We start from the raw sequence: 20,660 nt of genomic DNA, 5'->3' as shown, positions 1-20,660 counted from the left end.
AAAGATAAAAAATTTAGATCTCTCTAAACTTTTTATCAGCTGTCTATTTCAAGAGTGCTTCGACTGCTTCAGGAGTGATATTATCAGCGCCGGAGATCCGGCCAACGTCTTTATCATCTTTGAATAAGACAACTGTAGGAATTTGATCAACTTTATATTGTGTTGCTGTCTTCTTAGCCCGATAAGTATCAAGTTTTACCAAACCAACTTGATCATTCTTGCCTTCAACGACTTTATCGACAGCGGCAATTGAATCAATACTTTCTTGAATTTGCGGTGCCCAGAATGCTAAGAGCACTGGCTTTTCCTTACTTACATCTAAGACATCATTTTGAAGTGTCTCGAGTTCTGACAAGTATTTTTCAGCGGCAGATGAAGCAATCGCACCATCAGAAGCAGCTGTAACAACTTGCCGTAAGTATTTGACCCGAGCATCACCAACACCATAGACACCAGGTACATTAGTTTCCATCATGTCATTTGTGATGATGTAGCCACGATCATCTAAGTCGACTTTCCCTTTCAGAAAATCGGTATGTGGCACTGTTCCGATAAATACGAAGACACCATTAGTTTCGAGATCACTTAATTCGCCAGTATCGATATTCTTCAAGACAACCTTCTCAACTAACTCGTCGCCAGCGATTTCTTCGACGGTCGAGTTCCAAACCCATTTGAGTTTAGGATTTTTCATGGCTTTTTCAGCAGAGGCTTTGTTGCAATCAAGATTACCTTTTTCGTGGATTACGATGACGGTTACTGTGGCAGCAAACTTGGTTAAGTACATTGCTTCTTCGATTGCAGCATCCCCATTACCAACAACAACGACATCGAGGTCAACGAAGAAATCAGCATCACATGTGGCACAATAGCTAACTCCTTTACCTCTTAATTCGGCTTCACCTTTAACATTGATTTTTCGAGGATTGGCCCCTGGTGAAAGGATGACGACTTTGGATTCGTAAGTGTCACCTTGTTGTGTGTGAACTTTCTTAACTGGTCCTGAAAAGTCGACTTCGTCAACTGTGCCCCGCAAGAATTCTGTTCCAAATGTTTTAGCATGTTCTGCGAATTTCTTCATGATACCTGGTCCTGTCGAACCATTGAAAAAGCCTGGATAATTTTCCAACTCTTCAGTCGTGGTAGCTTGTCCACCTGGTTCAGCATTTTTATCCAAAATTGCTGTCTTTAATTTGGCACGGCTCCCATAGATACCAGCTGATAATCCACCGGGCCCGGCTCCAATAATTAAAAGATCATATAACTCAGACATAAAACTATTCCTCCCATACAAGACATTTACAAGTCTATTTATTCATGATATTCATAAGGCAAACTATCTATTGCTGAATCCAATAGATCTAGGTCAACTACTTGAAAATCCTCTAAAATACTTTCATCGTATGGACGACTCCGAGAAGGAAACTTTCTGAGTACCTGAATGGCACCTTCGATCAGTTTGAGCGAGAACAAGTCGAGTTCTCCTTTATCATCACTTAAAACTAAGCTCTTATAAGGACTTTGATTCGGCTTGATACTGCCCGCCAGTGGATGATTGATCAAGTGAGCTCCTAAATGAATGGCATTACGACCGCCGGCGAAAATATCGCCAACTGAAAAATTGTCGTCTAATTCAGTAATTTTTGGATATTTTTCTTGAACCATCGGATTATTCGTCAAAATATAAAAATTACTCATTCAAATATGACCTCCTTGTTATCAATTTCACGTTATCCTTCTACTTCGAATATATCGTACTAAATTAGCCTTTGCAAACGGTTTCAGATGAAATATCACTTATTTTATTAAAAAATAACTAATCATTATTCTGTTATTTAAAAAAAACAACATTATTTTAATAAATTGGATAATTTGTCATTTTATTGTTGCAAAAACTGTTTTTACATTGTCGTGAAGCATCTCACAACAATGAGCAAAAAAATTTAATACGTAACATGTTTCTTTGAGTATCCTAGATACAACAAAACACCAATGAATAACCAACCAATGTAATTCATCCAAGCTGACAATGGCAAGTTCATCAGTAAAACAACACAAACAATAGCTGATGCGACCGGGATAACTTTGCCAAATGGCACTTTGAAAGGACGCTCTAAATCTGGTCTTTGTTTTCTCAGCAGTAAAACCGCTACTGAGATGATGAAGAAAATACATAACGATCCTGCATTAGCGAAGGTCGCCAAATTTTTTAAATTCAACAGACCAGCACAAACTGCAGTAATTAAGCCAATTAACCAAAGAGACCCATTAGGTGTGTGAGTATTTGGATTCAGATGGCTGAACATCTTTGGCAAAAACCCACCACGGCTCATTGACATTGCAATATTAGATGCTGCATAAATGAATGCCAAGATAACCGCTAGAATACCTAAAATTGCACCAACCGAAACAATCTGGGCAACCAATGGTTGATTGATCTCGTTCAAAGTAAATGACATAGCTTCAGGAACATTCAATAAGTTATATTTAACATCCCCAGTCATAACTAGACTAACGATGATATACAAAATAGTCGAAATCGTTAGTGAAGCAATGATCGCTATTGGTAAGTTCTTTTGAACGTGTTTACAATCCTCAGCTGAAGTAGCTAAGGCATCAAAACCTAAAAACGAAAAGAAAACTGTTGCTGAACCAGTAAATATGCCCCGGACTCCGTATGGCAAAAATGGATGCCAATTAGCAGTATTTACATGGAATGCACCGACAATAACAAACAAAACAATTATTCCGATTTTTACTAGAACCAAAAAATTGTTAACATTTTTACTGTCGCTCATACCGTGGGTCAACAATAAAGTAATCAATAAAACAATAATGACAGCGGGTAAATTGATCACCCCACCGTTAAATGGTGACAAGGTCAAACTATCTGGTAGATTGATCCCTACCCCACGCAAAAAAGAGGTAAAGTATCCGGTCCACCCAGTAGCAACTGTTGCCGTTGTAGTGATATAGACTCCGAGTAACGTCCAGCCCGAGAGAAAGGCTACTTGCTCACCCATAGTGATCCATGAGTAAACGTAAGCACTTCCTGAACTAGGAATGGTCGTTGTCAATTCTGAATAGCACAGTCCAATCAAGCAACTTGCTAAGGCGGCAATTAAAAACGAATATATTACACCCGGACCGGCATCCGTAGCTGCCACAATCCCGGTCAATACCAAAATACCGGTACCAATAATGGCTCCAATCCCCATGATAGTAAGATCGAAAAGCCCTAAGGTTTTGGGCTTATCGTTTGAAACACATATTAAATCATCAACTGATTTTCGTCGCATGATACCCTCATTCCCCAAAATTTATATTTTTATTAATTGCTTTCCCGTAATATATATTACCACGATATGTGATGTATTTAACAAATCATTTATATTTTTTTTATCGTTTCTATGTATTTTTTGAAAAATTGACAATCATATTTTTGGCATGAATTATGTCAAAATTGCCTGGTATCATTGGAATTAAGCTCATGGGGAAAAAGTCATTTCAAAATTTAAATTATAAATAAGTAAAAATTTTCGATTTTATCTCTTTTAAATATCTTGATTTTTGTTAGAATGATTGTGAAAACATTAGCAATGTTCTTTGATAAAAATAAAGGAGAATAAAAAATGGGAAAAGATGCACAGCTCAAAAAGAATATCGGCTTTTGGGCTGCTTTATCAACAGTTATAGGTACCGCGATCGGTGGAGGGGTGTTCTTCAAAACGCCGGTCGTCACTCAGGTAACTGGATCCGCAAATATGACGCTTCTTGCCTGGCTAATTGGTGGATTAGTCACGATCTGTGCGGGTCTAACAACTGCTGAACTGTCAGCAGCGATACCTGAAACGGGAGGTATGGTTGAATATATTCACCATACTTACGGAAAAACGCCGTCCTTCATGCTAGGATGGGCTGAAATGGTGATTTACTTTCCGGCAAATATCGCCGCACTCTCAATTATTTTCAGTACGCAATTTTCCTCATTATTTAATATCAACCAGAAATATTCCATCCCAATCGCACTTCTAGTAGCATTCTCAATTACTTTTATTAATTTATTGGGGTCGAAAGCTGCCGGTCATTTTCAAACTTTCGCAACGATTTTCAAATTGATCCCAATTGCTATAATTATCATTTTCGGTTTGTTTGCAAAACAAGGCGCACCAGTACCATTGTTTCCAATCCAGGCCGGACATAACATCAACTTTTTCAGTGGCTTAGGACAAGGCCTTCTAGCAACAATGTTTGCCTATGATGGTTGGATCCAAGTTGGTAACATCGCCGGAGAATTGAAAAAACCTAAGGAAGATTTACCAAAAGCTATCATCATTGGTCTTCTTGGTATTACTGTGATTTACCTATTGATCAACTTCGTCTTCTTAAAGACCTTACCTATTGGCCAAATCATGGGTAACGACAGTACTGCTGCGGAAGCTGCTAAAGTTATCTTCGGTGACTTCGGTGGTCGTTTAGTTACCATTGGTATCTTAGTTTCAGTTTATGGTGCGATCAATGGTTATGCGATGACCGGACTCCGTGTCCCTTACGCCATGGCCTTAGATAAGACGATTCCTTTCAGCAAGCAATTGTCTCATCTATCCAAACAAGGAATTCCGGTGGCTGCAACCCTCGTCCAGCTTGCAATTGCTATCGTGATGATCTTTGTTGGTGGATTCAACACCTTAACTGATTTGTTAGTCTTCGTTATTTGGATCTTCTACACAATGACCTTTGCTGCAACGATTATCTTAAGAAAACGTGAACCTGATATGAAACGTCCATATAAGACGTTATTCTATCCAGTCACACCTATCATCGCTATCATCGGTGGTATTTTCATCGTTGTTTCAACTTTGTTCACTCAAACTGGTTTAGCTCTAATAGGATTAGGCATTACCTTAATAGGACTCCCAGTTTACTGGATCGCAAAAAAACGTAATGGCTAATCAAAACTATAAAAGTCCTGATCTTAAATGATCAGGACTTTTTTCGTCAAAAAATGGTGGTCACACTGTGACCACCATTTGATTGCTGATTTATTAAACTGTATGTGTTGAGGAATCATTACCGTGGTCCTTCAAATTCAAATCGTCTGGTAAATCATCTTCTGGTGCATTATCGGCTAATACTTGATCATGTGCTTTCATTCCGGCGTAAATATCATCTTTCAGAGCATTGCGACGATACTTAACGATCCGATAAACATGCAGTACTAGAACCGCCACATTGGCTATTAACGCCACGAAACTAACTGTGAACAAGGCTGCATTTGAATGGCTACTCTGAACAGCAAATTGTGAATTAGTGACAAAGGCAGGCACACTCATTGTGAACATCATCCAGAAAGCTAAAGTCTGAGCACGAGCTTGTAGCCAAGAACCTTTTTTGATGAAGAAAGCTGCAAACGTACAGGAAAGCAATAATGCAGCTCCAGCATAGAATGAATGGTCACCAACACAATTGTAAACATAAGCGAAATTCCATAAATCATAAGCAATGATCCAAGGCCAAATTTGGTCAGGCCAAATCATATCTTTTTGGCGATCACGACTAATAATGATCCCCATCCAACCAGTGATAGTAATGATTCCGGCAATCCCGTTCATAATATTCCAGGAACCACCATTCATGAAGACTCCATCGACCATTCCGTGCATTCCGTAGACTTGGAAATCACGGGTTACGGCCTCAAGAATATTGATAGCTAAAATAATCGGCGGGAATAACAGGGCCCACTTATTAGTACTCAACTTCTTGATGAATCTTAAAGCCATGAAACCTAAACATCCTGCTAATGCAGAATAAACTTTTGCCCAATGGAACCAGGTACCCGTACTGCTTCCAGCACCTGCGGTTGTGGGCCAAACAAAGATCGTCAACAAAATCGGAACAACCAGGAACAACCAGGAACAAAGCTAATGCGACCCATTTATTGGCTCGGGCAGCCTCATTTAAGAGCATTAAGGCTGCAATGACTGCGATCCACATTAACCAATCTGCCCCTGAAATGTTTTGAAATAAGAACATCATCAACACCTCCAGAAAGGTTTTTTAGGTTTTTACAGCTTAATTGTAACCGCTTAATAAATATATTAATATGGTCAAAACATTGGCTTTATCCAAATTATTCCTGATTATGCTCGACAACATTATTGATTGATCCACAGAGCATCCGGTTCATCCTTTGGCAAAATTCATTTTTCGATTCTTGCAGATCAGTCGTCAGCCACTGAATGACCTGATTACTGAGAGCTAGTCCATAAAAGTTCCCGATCTCGTCATGTAGTTTATCTGGACAATGCGGATGTAGGTCTTCAACGACTCCGGTCACCATATCAAAAGCAACGCGATAGAGGAAATGTTCCAATAATCCACGATTGACTGAACGGAAAGTATTCAAACAGAATTTACGATTATTACTAATATAATCGAGTAATACTTTTAATCCATCCTGCCAATTTTGTTCCTGTTTATAGGCATGCAACTGAATGACGATCTCCTGTGCATAAATATATTCCAACAAACTATTAATATCTTCAAAATGGTAATAAAAAGTATTTCGAGCCACATTTGCAGCACTGGTCAACTGATTGATAGTAATTTTATCCACAGGTTCAGTTTGCATTAATTCTTTTAATGTTACTGCTAAATGTTTTTTCGTTCCCATGTTTACCCCCTATTTGTGGTAAGTACGATGATTAATAATCATAAATGAACGATATATCTGTTCTGTCAATACCAAACGCATTAATTGATGTGGCAAGGTAAACTTGCCAAAGCAAATACTGTAGTCGGCTCTTTTTTTTACTTCAGGACTAACACCTAGCGATCCTCCAATTACTAAAGTGATATCGCTAGTTCCATAGGTGGATAAGTCGTCGATCTTTTTGGCTAATTCTTCTGAGGTCAGTTCTTTCCCCTTCAAATCTAGTAAGATGACGTATTCCTTATCCTTGATCTTGTCGAGGATCCTTTCTCCTTCAACTTCTTTAACATGCTGATCTTGAGCCTCTGACAAATTTTCTGGGGCTTTTTCATCTGGACATTCGATGATCTGGAATTTACAAAAAGCACCCAAGCGCTTAGCGTACTCGGCAATGCCAGCCTTTAAATATTTCTCTTTTAACTTACCAACTGTGACAAATTTAATGTTCATAATCTACTCCTTCATTCTTATGATATAGAACTATCCACCGTATTCCAAATCAAGAAAAGACGAAAATTTTAATTATCAACTTATCCACACCCTTAAAAAAAGTTTGTGTATTTCTGTGTAACATTCAAACCCTTGATATATTGGTGTTTGTAATCGATTGTTTTTATTAGTCAAAAAGTTATCAACAGTTGACTTGTTAATTGTGGATAACTTTTTCTACAGCGGTCTTTCGTTAATTTATCCACTTATCCACAAGTTATACACAGCTGTTGATAATTGCTTTTAATTCACTTCTTGAAAATCCGAAAATTTATACTTAAATCAGACTTAATTGTTCAAAAAAAAACATGAAACTGTTATGCAACAGTTTCACGTAGCTAAATTATTCAGTTGTTTTTTGTGTTAAATGTACTTTCGTACTTTGTAATTTACCATTACGGTAATATTGCAACGTTGCCGTATCGCCTACTGAATGCGAGTACAGAGCGTTATGTAAGTCAGCAACCGAACTTACCTTCTTGTTATCAAGTTTGACGATAACGTCATTTTTTTGTAATCCAGCCTTTTTAGCAACTGAACCACTTTCAGCACTATAAACGACTACACCTTGAGTGACCTTATCAGGTAATTTCAAAGTTTTTTGTGATTCATCGGAAACTTGATTAAGATCCAAAACTTTGATCCCTAGGGACGGACGAGATACTTTACCATTCTTGACTAATTCATTGATAATTCTAACAACTTCATTACTTGGAATAGCGAATCCCATACCTTCAACTGAAGTACCATCGGTATTTGATGCCAATTTCATCGAGTTGATACCGATGACTTGGCCTGCTGAATCAACTAGTGGACCACCAGAATTACCAGGGTTGATAGCTGCATCAGTCTGTAAGACTGTAGCTTCACCAGTCGTCTGGGCAGTTGTTTGGTCTTGAGTTTCAACTGTTCTATTTGTAGCAGAGATAATACCTTGTGTTACTGACGTTGCATATTGACTACCAAGTGGAGAACCAATAGCAATCACTGAATCACCAGGTGTTAGATTATCAGAATTACCGAATGTTGCGGTAGCAGGAACTTTGTTTCCATCAATCTCGATCACAGCCAAATCAGTTGTAGCATCGCTACCGACCAATTTACCAGTCAACTTAGTACCATCTTTTAAGATGATCTCAAGTGAATCAGAACCAGAAACAACGTGATTATTAGTTACGATATAACCTTTGCCATTCTGTTTAGCATAGATGACACCAGAACCTTCACTGTACTCTTCCAAATTACTGTTATTTGAGGATGATGACGAGGAACCAGACGAACTAGAACCATTGGAATCTGAACCATCAGTAGCACCACCAGTACCGTCGGTACCTTGTGAATCATTTGAACCATCAGAGCTAGATCCGTCAGAACTAGATCCATCGGAACTTGAACCACTGTCGCCGAACAAATCACCGAAAATAGAAGACAAATCACCATCAGAAGAACTTTGCTTTTGTTTTTGCAAGTTGACAACTGACACGACCGAATTATCGACCTTGTTATAAGCCTTCGACATCGTACTTGAAGTATTGACCTTTGAATTGCTTACTTCAGTCGTACCCGGGCCACTCTTTGAAGCCGTATCAGGAACCGTGCTGCCCATATGCGTAAAACCAGCATATGCGATCCCGACACCTAAAATAGCTGAAACAAAGGCAACTATTGCCGTTTTCCACAATGAGCGCCGAGGAGATTTTTTCTCCTTACGCTTTTTTTGTTGATTATTATTGTTTTCATCCATAACCAATGCTCACTTCCCATTAGTATTGTAATTCCATCTTACAAATAAACTTTGAAAAAACTGTGAAACTTGTTCGATATTTTCTTAAAATAAAAAGGCAAAATTTGCGTTGCAAAAATCACCTTTTATAAAACTATTTAACTTTACTTTACAGCGAAATCAATGGGTCCGCAACTTGGGGATCAGTGTCATGAATCAAGAAATCATCACCGACTCCAAAATCGTGATTCTCGAGAATGTTTTCAACAGCGGTATGGGCGACGGTCTTAGTGTTGTTCTCTGGACTCAAGTGCCCTAGATAAATTTGCTTAGTCCGGTTGCCTAAGACATCCATCAAAGCATGTGCGCCATCTTCATTGGAAAGATGACCTTTTTCACTCAAAATACGTTGTTTGAGTGGCCAAGGATAGAAACCATTCCGTAACATTTCTGTGTCGTGGTTACATTCAAATAGATAGCCATCGGCATTTTTGATTGTTTGTTCAACTCGGTCAGAAACATAACCTGTATCGGTCAAAATAACGAAATCTTTGCCATTGTGATGAAACTTGTAAAATTGTGGGTCCGCTGCGTCGTGCGACACGGCAAAGCTTTCAATATCTAGATCATCCAACGAAAGGACTTTATTATGTTGGAAAATATTGATCTGATCATCTGGTACTTTACCAATCTTATGAGCCATTGCTGCCCATGTTTTTTCATTGGCATAAACATTTAATCCGTAACGACGTGCTAAAATGCCGACACCTTTACAATGGTCAGTATGTTCATGGGTTACGAACAATGAATCGATCGTATTGATATCTTTGCCAATACTCTCCAATGATTCTTTGATTTTTTTACCTGACATTCCTGCATCGACAAGGACATGATGCTCTGGTGTCTCGATATAAGTAACATTGCCTGAACTGCTACTTGCCAAAACACTGACTTTTAAACTATCTTCACTCATTACTATATTCGTCTCCATTAGATGAGGTTTTAAGTAAATTACCAGTGAAGGCATTGACCTTTTTAACTGTATCTACTTTGCTGTCTTTATTGTGAATACTAATAAACCATACTGGTATATAAATTGTACTACCTTTAGCTTCCAAGAGTTTAGTATAGGCCAAATTCGCATAAGTGATTTTGGAATTGTTTGGTATCTCTGAACTTGAATACAGATCAGTTATCACATCACGCTCACTCTTAGTAGCTTGCTTTTCTTGCAAGATATCAAGTTGCTTCATGTAAGTTTGCGTATAGCTGACTACTTTACCATCAGTAACAGTAAAAACAATCTGACCTGTTTTATCATACATTGGTCCCAACGGACCAGTTTCTGCATAAACGACTTCCGTACTTGTCGAAAGTTGTGGAGCATAAGAATATTCAGAACCAAATAAAATATTAGATTCCTTCTTCAGGAAATCGTCCAATTTATCTTTTCGATTACTGGAAGTAACTTTGATAGGTTCGCCCAGGTTACTGATCAACTTATATGAAGTTTGGTTATATTCATATTCTTGATGACGTAATTTTGAAGCATTACTGATCAAAGTATTATCCGGTGACGAGCCTAAATAATACGCTGTCCCCGTCTTCTTGTCCAATTTACCAAACGAGATATTACGTTTCTTCATATCTGACAAAGTTGAACTTACGCCGGAAGTTGAGTTAGAAATAACTTCCTGACTATTATGAAAGGAAACCAATAAAAAGACGTCTAGTGACAAGAAGACCACTAGGAAGATAATTTCAATTCTTCTAAAATCCATTTATTATTCCCCCTCTGAAGATGAACTTTGCGTTGCGTAGTTACTAGATTGGCTAGTTGATGAACTGGAAGAGCTCGAATTATTTTGCGACGAGCTCGTTTCAGCTGACATATTGCTCCAGCTTTCAAATGAGCGCCAGTGATCATCGATCTTGATATAGTAAGTTGGTTCAAGGTCGATCACATCTGAGTTATCCTCTTCATTCGTCCATTGATATCCAACTTCCAATTTTTGGATCTCACTAGGTGAATAGCCGATGTTATTCAATTCCTTGACGATCTCAGTCGTTGGTTTCAAAGTAGCATTTCTCATATCAGATGGCACCGGAACCTCTAAGACCTTGCTCAAGAAGGATTCGGTCGAGCCGTTACGGCTGAAGGAGATCTTGATCGAGCCAAATTCACTCTTCTTGAAAATCGGGAACCCTTCAACATACTCACGATAAACTAGAGATTTATTCTTCCAGCTAGCTTCATACAACCGCAAATTCGAAACTGAATTCTGAATATTAGTTGCCTGCTTATATCCTCTTTGGAAGAATGACAACATGTCTTTAGGGACCGACGTATCAGTATAATCCGAGAAAGTCAGTTCATTTTTCTCATGGTCGGAAACTAGCCGCTTGGACTCGCCAACATTATAAGTGTAGACATTGCCATTGGTACTGCTGTTGATATCGTCAGTATTGGAATCAAATAAATTAGTAGTATATTCCGAATCAGCCTTGGTGCTCAATACATATGAGTAGCTTTTCAGCGTGACTGGTTCAGTGTAAAAAGTGACTACACCGTGCTTCATCAAGTTTAACTTGATCTTCAGGTCAATGTTGGCTTTCTTCGCCAGCTTAATAATTGGTTTGGATGAAGCATCCTTGACCGATGCCTTGTAGACTGTATAAGTCTTGTCGTTGGCCAAGTAGATATTGTCATCATCTTTATCATTTACAGAAAACAATATCCGGTTGAACTGGTGATCAGTCGCTTTTTGTAAAGTAGTATTATTCATCAAATATCCCAATGTCCGGATCGAGATATTCGTTGGATATACTAATTGGATCATATTTTTACGCTGGATCATTTTTTGATACTTGGCACCATCTTTAGAGAACTCCTGGCTGAAAGCACCAACCTTCCAGTTTTTGATGATTTTTTGCATACTTACGGAGATATTATCTTTGTTGTTATAGATCAAACGCTGTTCTTTGCCATCTTGCCAAATCACTTGTGTAGGACTGATGATCTGGTTGATCGGCGTCTTATTCTTATCAACGTCACTAGTCGAAACGTCGATGTTCCGCCCACGTTGATAGCGAGCGGTGTTAGTCCAGATGAAGAAGGACAAAATAAAACTCGTGACGACTGCAACGACTAAGAGTATTTGAACAACTAGTCGACTAAATTTCATCCCATTCTCCTCCTGTTTCGTTTGGATCAAATGGTAAGGAAATGTAGAAAGTCGAGCCACGACCTTCAGCACTGTTTACCCAGATCCTACCTTTATGTTGCTCAACGATCTCTTTAGAAATAGATAACCCTAGACCTGTACCACCTTGTTTTCTGGAACGAGCTTTATCAACCCGGTAGAATCGGTCAAAGACTTTCTTGATATCTTTTCTGGGGATACCTAATCCTTCATCAGAGATACTAATAATAATATGTTTATTGGTCTCTAACAAGCGACAAGTTATCACACCACCATCAGGTGAATACTTGATGGCATTATTGACGATGTTATCGATCACTTGAGTCATCTTATCGGTATCGATCTCGACCCAGAGATCTTTTTGAGTAAAGATCCGCTTGATCCGATAGTTTTTAACAACTTTTCCATCGGTGTCTTTAGCGTCAGCTTTTTCCTTTTTCAACATCATGTCGAATCGATCGAGGATATAGGCAAAGAATTCGTTAAAGTTGACTAATTCTTTCTCTAACTTCGAACGCCCTTGATCCATTCTCGATAAGTTGAGTAAATCTTGGATCATTCTGATCATTCGATCAGTTTCTTCAGCAGTGACATTCAAAAATTGTGGTGCTAATTTTTGATCTTTCCAAGCACCATTATTCAAGGCATCAATATAACTACTGATACTAGTCAATGGAGTCCGCAATTCATGCGAAACGTTGGAAACGAATTGGCGACGTTCAGCATCGATCTTTTGTTGTTCAGTAACATCGTGTAGAACGCAGACCATACCACTGATGAAGCCACTATTTCTTTGGATCAAAGAAAAGTCTGCATTCAAGATCAGTGAGTTATCGTCGCCTTCTTCAAGGTCATCGTCCATAAAGTCCGTTGTTTCGATGATCATCGGTTCAGGGCTCTCCAACAATTCATCAAAGCTGACATTATCAGCAATCCCGAGTACATCGACCAGCTGAGCACCATTTGCTTCATCCTCAGTCTTATTTAGGAATTCGCGTGCCATTTCATTAATGACAGTAATATTCCCGAGTCGATTGGTAGCAATAACACCGTCAGACATTTGCGTCAGTACGCTATCGAGTCGCCTTCGCTCAGACTCCGAGTTCTCCGTCGCCTCTTCAACCCTGACTGACAGATCATTGACAGCCATTGCTAACTGCCCCAACTCATCAGGAGAATAAACTCTAACTTGTCCAGAGTAGTCACCTTCAGCCATTCGTACAGCCTGCTGCTTCATTTCACCGATCGGTCGCGTGATCGCTCGAGAAATAAAAATCGCAATGATAGCACCTAGAAGTCCCGCCACAAGTGAGGCCGTCAGGAAGATAACGATAATATTATTGATACCAGTATAAACAGACTCCATGCTGGCTCGAACATAGATAGCCCCGACAACATTACTATTATCCGGTGACGAGACCGGTGTTATTGATTCATACGAACTCCCTAAAGATTTATCGTAATAAATCTGGGTGATTTTTTTATTGTTATTGATACTTCGTCGAACTTGGTCTTTCAAAGTTTTTCGACCAATCAAAGACGCCTTATCAGCATCTTTAGTACCGACCACGATACCATTACGGTCGATAACTTGAATATCAGTAATATCTGAGTTGTTCCGCGAGAAATCTTGGATCGTATTATTGATATTTGCCCGAGTATGCGAATCGTTATCAGTTAAGTTTTCTGATATTTGATTGAGCACATAAACTTTGACACTAACTGAATCTTCGAATTGAGCAATATTTTGTTGCTCCAATTGACGAACGAAGTATGCCCCAATGATCTCGATCGTAAAAATCAAGATCAAAATAAATGACAATCCAATTTTAAAATTGATTGAATGTAAAAAAGCTAATCGTCTTTTCAAATTGCTTCCACCTAAAGTCGAAAACTCCCTTAAAATCAAGTTTTCAACCTTTCATTAAATGTTTTTCATTTACAATGATACAAACTAATTCCTATTATACTTTTAACGCCCCTAATTGTAACAAAAAATCGGACTCTCAAAAAATTGAGATGATCCGATTGATTAATTAAAACTACCTATTATTTGTATATTGTTTATAAATTACTATCTGAGTCAGGGTTCCTTAGGTAATAACCAACACCACGTCTAGTCATTAACCATTCTGGTTGACTCGGATTATTTTCAATTTTTTCACGTAAACGTCTAACGGTAACATCAACAGTTCTGACATCCCCAAAGTAATCATAGCCCCAAACAGTTTGCAGCAAATGTTCACGTTTCATAACTTGACCGATATGTTGAGCAAGGTAATATAATAGTTCGAATTCACGGTGAGTCAATTCGATTCCCTTGCCATTTTTAGTAACAGTGTATGCCTCAGGCAAAATCGTTAGATCACCGATCTTTATCTCACTGTTTTTACTTTCTTCGGATGGAGTTTCTCGTTGAGTTCTTAAACGTGCCTTTACACGGGCAACTAACTCACGATTAGAGAAAGGTTTTGTGACATAATCATCAGCGCCTAATTCAAGACCAATAACTTTATCGATCTCAGTATCTTTAGCCGTCAACATGATAATTGGCGTATCTTTAGTTTTTCTAACTGTTCTGGCAACTTCCAATCCATCGATCACTGGTAACATCAAATCAAGTAAAATCAAATCGGGATCTTCAGAATCAACTTTATCAAGGGCCTCTTGGCCATCAAAAGCTGTAACAACTTCGTACCCCTCATTTTCTAAATTGTATTTAACAATATCTGAAATAGGTTTTTCATCGTCCACTACTAGAATCTTTTTAGCCATATTTACCTCTCCTTGACTTAAGTAATTATACTAGCTTTGTAATAGTAAAACAAAACCAACTAAATTTAATCTTAAAAAATTTCAATTTGCGTAAAAAAAGTCTTGCTCACGATTTGCGTTCTATGGTACTATATATCTCGTTGATTGATTACGAAGTCACATCACAACTTGGGTGGTTAGCTCAGCTGGCAGAGCAACGGACTCTTAATCCGTGGGTCCAGGGTTCGATCCCCTGACCACCCATCAGATAAACGCTTAACCGATGATTTAGGTCATCGGTTTTTTTGTGCTTAAAATTATTGTAGTCTTATTTGAATGGTTATGAACAATCCGTAACTCAAATTTAAACTTGCTTTAACAAATTGAAATTTTCATTGAGCAAATGCAGGTACCAACAATAGCACATTTCCAAGGTGGAGAAAATAAATATGTTTTTTGAATTTTAAGATAAGTAACAAAAAAGTAGTAGAAAGTTAATTTTCTACTACTTTTTTACTGTTCTAATATTAATCTTCCAAATCCGCTTTCTTTCTTTGGGGACTGACCCAAATACCACTACCTGATCCCAAAACTGACTTGATGGCTGGGATGAATGTATGAACTACAGTTATCGGACCAACGATCCAATAAAATAGAATGTAAAGTGGAGCAAAGGCAAAATAACGCATCTTTTGAACTCGACTATCAATGACCAAGGCAGCACTCAATTGGATGACACCAGCAATCAACTCAAACGAGATCGAGACGATTGCTTGAAAGAAATACATGTTGACCGCTGGGTAGTTAGCCGTGATCAATGAAACTACGACCATCAACCAAAAGAAAAAGGTCGTGATCACAAAAAAGAAAGACCATAAAATTGAAAATGAAGCATCAGCCAATAATGGTAATAAGGTATAGCGTTTCAAAGGATGCAAAACAACCTTCTTGATATTTGAGAACCATACTTCGGTCCCACCTTGAGCCCAACGTTTCCGTTGCTTGTATAGATCCCTGAAGTTATTAGGAACAATCAAATGCGAAATAATATTTGGTGCAAACGTAGGAATACCACCAACTGAACTATGATCCCAGGCAATACTGATATCTTCAGTGACTCGATTCTGTCTAAATCCACCAACCGCAATCAGAAATCCTTTTTTATACATCGTATTGGCACCACTATAGGCATAAAGCGAGTCATAAATAGCTGATTGACTCCGCTTGATGATTCCGATAATACTCGAGAACTCGATTGTCTGCGACTTTCCTAATAGAGAACTTCGATTTCTTACATCTGCATTTGCAGTGACGGCACAGATATTAGGATTGTTTTGACTGAAGTAATTCATATATTTCATCAATGCATTCGGCTCAGGAATCGTATCAGCATCGTTACTTAAGATATATTCCCCACGTGCAAAATTCATTCCCACATTAAAAGCATGCGCCTTACCACAGTTTTTCTTAACATTGATCACCCGAAGATTCGGATATATTTTAACTAAGCGATTCAAGATCTTCTGAGAATCGTCAGTTGAACCATCATTGACAGCTAAGATCTCGTAGTTTGAATAATTTAGATTATTGTATAAATAATCAATCGTCCCTTCGAGAACCAACTGTTCATTATGAACTGGGACCATAATGGTGATGAACGGCTGCTTAGACTTAGGGATAATATCCCAATCGTAATCATGCAAATTCTTTTTCAAGAACCGATAGCAAATTGATCCTGAAAGCCAGAAAAATGAGCCTAGAATCGGATAAATACTTAAAATAAATAATGCTAAATCAAATATAGCTCGCAGAAATTTCAACCAATATTGAATATCCAACAAATTATTCATGACCCTCTCCTAATCCACATCATTTAAATCATTTTGATTGTATAAATTCAGGTAACAATCGACTGGCAAATTTTGTTCAGGTTTAATATTACAAATTTTGATATTTTGTCGATACTCCTGATTACCAAAACGCTTCGTGACGAATTTTTCGTAAATCTTCTCGCGTTTCTTCTGGCGATCGACCTCTAAAACACTATTTGTATCAAAGAAACTGTTGTTGCGGTAATTGTTCATGATTGTCAAAAATATACAGATCAAAAATGAAATAATTGATAATGAAATCAAGATTATGGCAAGGTGGTTGACCGCATACAAGCCTTTAGAATGCGGAATCAAACTTGGAATATTATTGGAACCAATTGAAATCAAAACAAAAGTCATTAAGCTTAAAACAAAAATCCATCCAGCAATAGTGATCATCAATTCTTTAAATTTTAAAAAGCCATTTCCTGGATTAAAATACTTATCTTCATACAGTTCACGCTTTGACCATTTTGCACGCATTTTCCTCTCCTACAAATCTTAATTTTGAAATACTTTGATAAGTAAATTCTAATAAATCATTGTATCGTGTAATAAATATATTTATTGTAAAATCCATTCCCACGGGACTTGTTGCGTTGTACGCATATATTACAACGCTAATAAAAGAGATTTTCAACCCAAATTTTCATAAGATTATTGTTATATAAAAACGTAAAAATAATTACTTATCATTAGTACGAAAATATTTTTCATTAGCATGATCGATGATTTTTATCGCACCGCCACAATATTTGTAGTTATAATTTAAGTGATATCAAACGAAAAGAGGAAATACACATGAAATCAGCTATTTTTGAAAAGGCTGGCCAAATGACGATCAAGGACGTCGAAAAACCAACTATTCAAGTTTCAGATGACGTTATCATCCGTGTCGTTCGCGCCTGTGTTTGTGGTTCAGACCTGTGGGCCTATCGAGGGTTAAATGATAAAGAAGCAAATTCGACCAATAATGGTCATGAAGCAATTGGAATCGTCGAGGAAGTCGGCTCTGATATCACGACTGTTAAGCCAGGAGACTTTGTGATTGCTCCATTCACCCATGGATGCGGACATTGTCCTGCCTGCCTAGCTGGATTTGACGGTGACTGCCAATCTCACTCTGATAACTTTAGTGATGGTAATCAAGCTGAATATATCCGTTTCCAACATGGTCAATGGGCTCTAGTTAAGATCCCAGGTCAACCTAGTGATTACAGTGAGGGAATGCTTAAATCACTATTTACCCTAGCTGACGTTATGGCTACCGGATTCCATGCTGCTCGCGTTGCCAACGTTAAAACTGGCGATACTGTCATCGTTATGGGTGACGGTGCAGTTGGTCTATGTGGAATCATCTCAGCAAAATTATTAGGAGCTAAAAAGATCATCTCAACTAGTCGTCACGAGGATCGTCAGAAATTAGCTGTAGCTTTTGGTGCAACTGACAATGTAGTTGATCGTGGAGAAGACGGCGTTAAGAAGATGTTAGCCTTAACAAATGGTACAGGTGCTGATGCAGTACTTGAGTGTGTTGGTACGGAATTATCAGTCCAAACTGCCTTGCAAGTTGGCCGTCCAGGTTCAGTTGTTGGTCGAGTTGGTCTACCTCAAGATGCTAAACAGGATGTTGCTGCCTCATTCCAAAGCAACATTATTTTGGCTGGGGGTCCTGCTTCAGTAACTACTTATGACAAACAATTATTATTAAAGTCAGTTCTTGATGGCAAGATCAATCCCGGACTAGTCTTCACAAAGAATTTCACCCTTGATCAAATCAATGACGCCTACCAAGAAATGGTGGACAGAAAAGTTATCAAATCAATGGTCGTTGTTTCTGAATGATTTCTAATACAAAAAAATTAAATATGAATTATAAATATTGGATATCATAATTAGGAAAATTCAGATATAATTCTGATAGAATGAAAATAAATAAATTGGAGAGATTAGATGAAAAGTCACCCGCACCCGCACTATTCAACGAATCTATTTTTACTAATTGTTTCAATATTTTCGATCTTAGTTACGATAATCATTCATTAACTACAAAAATCAATCGCAATCAGTTCATTTTGAACTGATTGTTTTTTTTCGAGAAAGATTTCTTTATTAATTATTTTATTAACCTTAATATAATCGTAGACAATTTTATTAATAAAGAAGGATACGCAAATGACAGTATTTAGAGCTTTTTCAGATCAAGACGTTTTAGATGATCTACAAAAAAATGTTACTGATGGTCAAATTTTGACTGATCCAACTAATTTAAATAAATTTTCTTTCAGCAAAAACATGACTGATGACGATAGTGGTCTGGCTTTAGCAGTAATTGAAGCTGCCTCGATCAAAGATATTCAAGGAACTTTAAAAACCGCTCGCAAGTTCCACATCGCAGTCATCCCACAAGATCAAGCAACAAGTACCGTGATTGGATCTGACGGTATTGCCGGCGGATTTATTCTCTCAACCGCCAAGATGAATCACATCAAAGAAATCAGCCCAGCTGATTCAGTAGCCGTGGTTGAACCTGGTGTAATCAATGGTGACCTAGATAAGGCTGCTAGAAAACAAGGCTTTTTCTATGCTCCAGATCCTGCTTCCAAGCTTCTCTCTGGTATTGGTGGCAATGTATCGACTAACGCCGGTGGTATGAGTACTGTTAAATATGGTGCAACAAAAGACAACGTTCTCGGTTTAAAAGTCGTCCTAGCCGACGGTCGAGAAATCAAGCTCGGTGGTCGGACCATCAAACAAGCCTTTGGATATGACCTAACACAACTATTTGTTGGCTCTGAAGGGACCTTAGGTATCGTGACCGAAATAACAGTCAAATTAATGCCGATTCCTTTGGGCACACCAGCCATGGGCTTAGCTTTCTTTGAAAATATGAGCGAATTATCTAAAGCAGTTACCGCAATCCGCCTATCCGGAGTTTATCCCACTATGCTTGAAGCCTTAGACGCCAACACTGTTGAAGCTTTAGACAAATATGAAGGTACCAACTATGCCAACGATAACGGTGCCATGCTAATTTTTAAAATGGACAATGGCACGAAGGAAAGTATGGACATCGTTAATAAATTATTGGCCGTTCACAACGCCTCTCATGTTCAGGTAACTGCTGTAGTGTCTGAGCAAGCACAACTCGAGAAACTTCGTCAGGATATGTTGCCAGCCATCTTTACTGGAAAAAATCATATCATGGAAGATATGGCAGTCCCACTATCCCAACTTGCACCATTGATGGATTACATCCAAAAACTAGGTCAAGAACTAGATCTCAAAATTTTCACAGCCGGACACGCTGGTGATGGCAACGTTCATCCATCAATCATCTGGCCAGATGAAGATACCGAAGTACCTGAGAACGTTATTATTGCCTTACAAAAAATGTTCAAGAAAGCATTAGAGTTAGGCGGAACAATTTCAGGAGAACACGCCGTCGGCATGATGAAAAATCAGTGGAACAACGCAGAATTAGGAGAAGACGTCGAACAAATCCAGCACCAAATCAAAGACCTCTTCGACCCAATGAATATCCTCAATCCAAAACGGAAAATAAATTAAACAAGACTGCAAGAATAGGCGGTTAGTTTGCGAGCATTAACAGGAAATCGGAACTTATTCCCGATTTTGGAATAAGGGCTAATTTCAGGTTAATGCTCGCAAACTGCCTATTCTTGCACGTTTCCACTATAAAAGTAGGACGCGCATTCTTCACACGCAACTACAAAAGCCACCATTAAAACTGAACTGAACCAAACGAATTTCAATAACAGGCTTCAAAAAAAGAAGTAAAATTCTCAGTTGCAATAGAAAATAAGTACCACGCCAATATCATTTAACTTAATTCAAAAACAAAAAAACAGGGCAGTCACCCAAGAAAAAAAGGCTCTAAGTCAAAT

Annotated in this window: 17 protein-coding genes and 1 tRNA gene; 4 read left to right on the top strand and 14 right to left on the bottom strand. The window is 38.2% G+C overall.

Features of this window, described 5'->3' with window-relative positions:
* Positions 1 to 43 precede the first annotated feature (43 nt).
* The 3 genes from trxB to FC27_RS04400 form a co-directional block, all read right to left on the bottom strand.
* Positions 44 to 1,273, bottom strand: coding sequence for a thioredoxin-disulfide reductase (gene trxB / locus FC27_RS04410; RefSeq protein WP_010625308.1), 1,230 nt, complete (start codon positions 1,271 to 1,273; stop codon positions 44 to 46).
* A gap of 38 nt (positions 1,274 to 1,311) precedes the next feature.
* The gene (locus FC27_RS04405) at positions 1,312 to 1,698 is read right to left on the bottom strand and encodes a GrdX family protein (protein ID WP_010625309.1); all 387 of its coding nucleotides are present in this window, start codon (positions 1,696 to 1,698) and stop codon (positions 1,312 to 1,314) included.
* A gap of 245 nt (positions 1,699 to 1,943) precedes the next feature.
* Positions 1,944 to 3,299 carry an APC family permease gene (locus FC27_RS04400; protein WP_010625310.1) on the bottom strand — a complete coding sequence of 452 codons (1,356 nt, stop codon included), beginning with the start codon at positions 3,297 to 3,299 and terminating at the stop codon, positions 1,944 to 1,946.
* 333 nt (positions 3,300 to 3,632) lie between these two features.
* On the opposite strand from FC27_RS04400, the gene FC27_RS04395 reads away from it, so the two are divergent.
* Entirely contained in the window at positions 3,633 to 4,952 is a 1,320-nt protein-coding gene (locus tag FC27_RS04395) for an APC family permease (RefSeq protein ID WP_010625311.1), read from the top strand.
* A 93-nt stretch (positions 4,953 to 5,045) separates the two neighbouring features.
* Here FC27_RS04395 and FC27_RS11995 read toward each other — a convergent pair whose 3' ends face one another.
* The 9 genes from FC27_RS11995 to yycF form a co-directional block, all read right to left on the bottom strand.
* Positions 5,046 to 5,888: a DUF5692 family protein gene (locus FC27_RS11995; protein ID WP_235699667.1), complete on the bottom strand. Its 843-nt coding sequence runs from the start codon at positions 5,886 to 5,888 to the stop codon at positions 5,046 to 5,048.
* Between the two features lie 242 nt (positions 5,889 to 6,130).
* Entirely contained in the window at positions 6,131 to 6,673 is a 543-nt protein-coding gene (locus FC27_RS04385; RefSeq protein WP_010625314.1) for a TetR/AcrR family transcriptional regulator, read from the bottom strand.
* A gap of 9 nt (positions 6,674 to 6,682) precedes the next feature.
* Entirely contained in the window at positions 6,683 to 7,162 is a 480-nt protein-coding gene (gene rlmH, locus FC27_RS04380; protein WP_010625315.1) for a 23S rRNA (pseudouridine(1915)-N(3))-methyltransferase RlmH, read from the bottom strand.
* A gap of 382 nt (positions 7,163 to 7,544) precedes the next feature.
* Positions 7,545 to 8,945 carry a S1C family serine protease gene (locus tag FC27_RS04375; RefSeq protein WP_010625316.1) on the bottom strand — a complete coding sequence of 467 codons (1,401 nt, stop codon included), beginning with the start codon at positions 8,943 to 8,945 and terminating at the stop codon, positions 7,545 to 7,547.
* A 148-nt stretch (positions 8,946 to 9,093) separates the two neighbouring features.
* Entirely contained in the window at positions 9,094 to 9,897 is an 804-nt protein-coding gene (locus FC27_RS04370) for an MBL fold metallo-hydrolase (protein WP_010625317.1), read from the bottom strand.
* Entirely contained in the window at positions 9,890 to 10,705 is an 816-nt protein-coding gene (locus FC27_RS04365) for a two-component system regulatory protein YycI (RefSeq protein ID WP_010625318.1), read from the bottom strand. The genes FC27_RS04370 and FC27_RS04365 overlap by 8 nt, the downstream gene beginning before the upstream one ends.
* A 3-nt stretch (positions 10,706 to 10,708) precedes the next feature.
* Positions 10,709 to 12,109: a YycH family regulatory protein gene (locus FC27_RS04360; RefSeq protein ID WP_010625319.1), complete on the bottom strand. Its 1,401-nt coding sequence runs from the start codon at positions 12,107 to 12,109 to the stop codon at positions 10,709 to 10,711.
* The gene (gene walK, locus FC27_RS04355; RefSeq protein WP_010625320.1) at positions 12,099 to 13,997 is read right to left on the bottom strand and encodes a cell wall metabolism sensor histidine kinase WalK; all 1,899 of its coding nucleotides are present in this window, start codon (positions 13,995 to 13,997) and stop codon (positions 12,099 to 12,101) included. Before walK ends, FC27_RS04360 begins: the two co-directional genes overlap by 11 nt.
* Before the next feature lie 194 nt (positions 13,998 to 14,191).
* Entirely contained in the window at positions 14,192 to 14,902 is a 711-nt protein-coding gene (gene yycF, locus FC27_RS04350) for a response regulator YycF (RefSeq protein ID WP_010625321.1), read from the bottom strand.
* A gap of 170 nt (positions 14,903 to 15,072) precedes the next feature.
* Between yycF and FC27_RS04345 the strand changes: the two genes are divergently transcribed.
* Positions 15,073 to 15,145: transfer RNA gene (locus tag FC27_RS04345), tRNA-Lys, on the top strand.
* Positions 15,146 to 15,408: 263 nt separating this feature from the next.
* Here FC27_RS04345 and FC27_RS04340 read toward each other — a convergent pair.
* Entirely contained in the window at positions 15,409 to 16,731 is a 1,323-nt protein-coding gene (locus FC27_RS04340) for a glycosyltransferase family 2 protein (protein ID WP_010625322.1), read from the bottom strand.
* Positions 16,732 to 16,740: 9 nt separating this feature from the next.
* Positions 16,741 to 17,235 carry a hypothetical protein gene (locus FC27_RS04335; RefSeq protein ID WP_010625323.1) on the bottom strand — a complete coding sequence of 165 codons (495 nt, stop codon included), beginning with the start codon at positions 17,233 to 17,235 and terminating at the stop codon, positions 16,741 to 16,743.
* Between the two features lie 318 nt (positions 17,236 to 17,553).
* On the opposite strand from FC27_RS04335, the gene FC27_RS04330 reads away from it, so the two are divergent.
* Both FC27_RS04330 and FC27_RS04325 read left to right on the top strand, forming a co-directional pair.
* The gene (locus FC27_RS04330) at positions 17,554 to 18,597 is read left to right on the top strand and encodes an alcohol dehydrogenase catalytic domain-containing protein (protein WP_010625324.1); all 1,044 of its coding nucleotides are present in this window, start codon (positions 17,554 to 17,556) and stop codon (positions 18,595 to 18,597) included.
* 330 nt (positions 18,598 to 18,927) lie between these two features.
* A complete protein-coding gene (locus FC27_RS04325; RefSeq protein ID WP_010625325.1) occupies positions 18,928 to 20,322 on the top strand; it encodes an FAD-binding oxidoreductase in 1,395 nt (464 codons plus the stop codon).
* Positions 20,323 to 20,660: the final 338 nt, after the last annotated feature.

The sequence above is a fragment of the Companilactobacillus versmoldensis DSM 14857 = KCTC 3814 genome, from assembly GCF_001434295.1.
Classification (GTDB): domain Bacteria; phylum Bacillota; class Bacilli; order Lactobacillales; family Lactobacillaceae; genus Companilactobacillus; species Companilactobacillus versmoldensis.
The sequence above is the reverse complement of the archived record's forward strand: the minus strand, read 5'-3'. Positions and strand labels throughout refer to the sequence as shown.

What these genes read in the sequence shown, in the direction of transcription:
- trxB (WP_010625308.1), bottom strand. Translation starts at nt 1,273, where the DNA reads ATGTCTGAGTTATATGATCTTTTAATTATTGGAGCCGGGCCCGGTGGA.
- FC27_RS04405 (WP_010625309.1), bottom strand. Translation starts at nt 1,698, where the DNA reads ATGAGTAATTTTTATATTTTGACGAATAATCCGATGGTTCAAGAAAAA.
- FC27_RS04400 (WP_010625310.1), bottom strand. Translation starts at nt 3,299, where the DNA reads ATGCGACGAAAATCAGTTGATGATTTAATATGTGTTTCAAACGATAAG.
- FC27_RS04395 (WP_010625311.1), top strand. Translation starts at nt 3,633, where the DNA reads ATGGGAAAAGATGCACAGCTCAAAAAGAATATCGGCTTTTGGGCTGCT.
- FC27_RS04385 (WP_010625314.1), bottom strand. Translation starts at nt 6,673, where the DNA reads ATGGGAACGAAAAAACATTTAGCAGTAACATTAAAAGAATTAATGCAA.
- rlmH (WP_010625315.1), bottom strand. Translation starts at nt 7,162, where the DNA reads ATGAACATTAAATTTGTCACAGTTGGTAAGTTAAAAGAGAAATATTTA.
- FC27_RS04375 (WP_010625316.1), bottom strand. Translation starts at nt 8,945, where the DNA reads ATGGATGAAAACAATAATAATCAACAAAAAAAGCGTAAGGAGAAAAAA.
- FC27_RS04370 (WP_010625317.1), bottom strand. Translation starts at nt 9,897, where the DNA reads ATGAGTGAAGATAGTTTAAAAGTCAGTGTTTTGGCAAGTAGCAGTTCA.
- FC27_RS04365 (WP_010625318.1), bottom strand. Translation starts at nt 10,705, where the DNA reads ATGGATTTTAGAAGAATTGAAATTATCTTCCTAGTGGTCTTCTTGTCA.
- FC27_RS04360 (WP_010625319.1), bottom strand. Translation starts at nt 12,109, where the DNA reads ATGAAATTTAGTCGACTAGTTGTTCAAATACTCTTAGTCGTTGCAGTC.
- yycF (WP_010625321.1), bottom strand. Translation starts at nt 14,902, where the DNA reads ATGGCTAAAAAGATTCTAGTAGTGGACGATGAAAAACCTATTTCAGAT.
- FC27_RS04340 (WP_010625322.1), bottom strand. Translation starts at nt 16,731, where the DNA reads ATGAATAATTTGTTGGATATTCAATATTGGTTGAAATTTCTGCGAGCT.
- FC27_RS04335 (WP_010625323.1), bottom strand. Translation starts at nt 17,235, where the DNA reads ATGCGTGCAAAATGGTCAAAGCGTGAACTGTATGAAGATAAGTATTTT.
- FC27_RS04330 (WP_010625324.1), top strand. Translation starts at nt 17,554, where the DNA reads ATGAAATCAGCTATTTTTGAAAAGGCTGGCCAAATGACGATCAAGGAC.
- FC27_RS04325 (WP_010625325.1), top strand. Translation starts at nt 18,928, where the DNA reads ATGACAGTATTTAGAGCTTTTTCAGATCAAGACGTTTTAGATGATCTA.